The following is a 1,518-nucleotide window of genomic DNA, read 5'->3' on the forward strand; positions in this document are numbered from 1 at the left end:
GATCTGCTTGATCACTATAGGGTCTTCAATGCAGGCGATGACTTTCATGGCGCCGCCGCAGCCGCTGCAGGTCTCGATGTCGATATTGAAAACACGCTTGAGCCGTTGCGCCCATGTCATCGACGCTCGCCGTTGTGCTGGTGTTGCCGGTTCATCAGCCACCCTGACCTTGTTGCCCCTGCCCCGTTTTGCCGGCGTGACCAACGCCCGGTGCCGACTGTTGGGTGCGAACACCCCGTGGAAGCGGGTTAGGTTGACTCTGGGCTTCGGTACCAGGGCGGCCAGCCTTGCAATGAAATCCAATGGTTCGAAAATGACGTGCGTGGTGCCGTCCCGGTACGGCGTCTTGAGCTGGTAGCGCACGTTGCCGCCTCGTGTTAACGACAGCCGCTTCTCGGATACCGCCGGGCGGCTGATGTACCGGCACAGCCGTTCGAGCTTCTTGCGTTCATCGGCCCTGGCCGCCACGCCGGCGTGCAGGCTGGACCCGGCTACCTTGCCAATCCCGTCACCGAACGGATCACCACTGGTCGGCAGAGTTTGCAAAGTGAACACCTTTCGCCCCGCCTGTGAACCGACAGCGATACGGTAAGTGATCGAGTGCCCCAGCAGGGGTGTCATCGGGTCGTCATCCACCGCATCCGAGGCCAGATAGCTGTTTTCGACATCCCGTTCCAGCAGGCCTTGCCGTTCCAGATAGCGACCCACCCGGTGGGCGATGGTGTGCGTCAGCTGGGTGAGCTCTGGGCTGGTCGGCGCCTTGACCCAGCGGAAACGCGCTGAGCCGTGGGATTGCTCGACATACACACCGTCGAGAAACAGCATGTGGAAGTGAACATTCAGATTGAGCGCCGATCCAAAACGCTGGATCAGGGTGACCGCGCCCGTCTTGGCCACTTGGTGGGTATGGCCCGCTTTCTTGACCAGGTGCGTGGCAATGACGCGGTAAACGATGCCCAGCACCCACCCCATGATCTCGGGCCGGCTGGCAAACAGGAAACGCAGCTGAAACGGGAAGCTCAACACCCACTGACGCATGGGTTGTTCAGGCAGTACTTCATCAACCAGCAAGGCGGCACTTTCGGCCATCCGCCGCGCCCCACAGCTCGGGCAGAAACCGCGACGCTTACAGCTGAAAGCGACCAGGTGCTCGGCGTGGCAAGACTCGCAGCGAACCCGTAGAAAGCCATGCTCCAGCCGCCCGCATTGGAGAAATTCTTCAAATTCCCGTTGCACATAGCCCGGCAATTCCTTTCCCTGCTCTGCCATAAGCGCAGCGAATGCCGGGTAATACTCGTCAACGATCTGATAGAGAAGGGTTTGCTCGGGTCGGTGGCTCTGGTAACGACCAGTATCCCGATCCCGGCTGGCCGTCCTGGCCGCCACATGAGGCATGTTCCGCGTCCTTGCAATACTGTGTTTACATACAGTCTATCGCTTAGCGGAAAGTTCTTTTACCCTCAGCCGAAATGCCTGCCGTTGCTAGACATTGCCAGCCAGTGCCCGTCACTCCCACTC

1 protein-coding gene is annotated in these 1,518 nt (G+C 60.0%); it reads right to left on the bottom strand.

Annotation, left to right across the window (positions count from 1 at the left end; all coding sequences use genetic code 11):
* A partial coding sequence (locus FTU95_RS14910) for an IS91-like element ISVsa3 family transposase (RefSeq protein ID WP_180078886.1) occupies positions 1-1,395 on the bottom strand: 1,395 nt, incomplete at its 3' end.
* Positions 1,396-1,518: the final 123 nt, after the last annotated feature.

It is taken from the genome of Acinetobacter sp. YH12208, from assembly GCF_013418055.1.
In the GTDB taxonomy this organism is placed as follows: Bacteria; Pseudomonadota; Gammaproteobacteria; order Pseudomonadales; family Moraxellaceae; genus Acinetobacter; species Acinetobacter pseudolwoffii.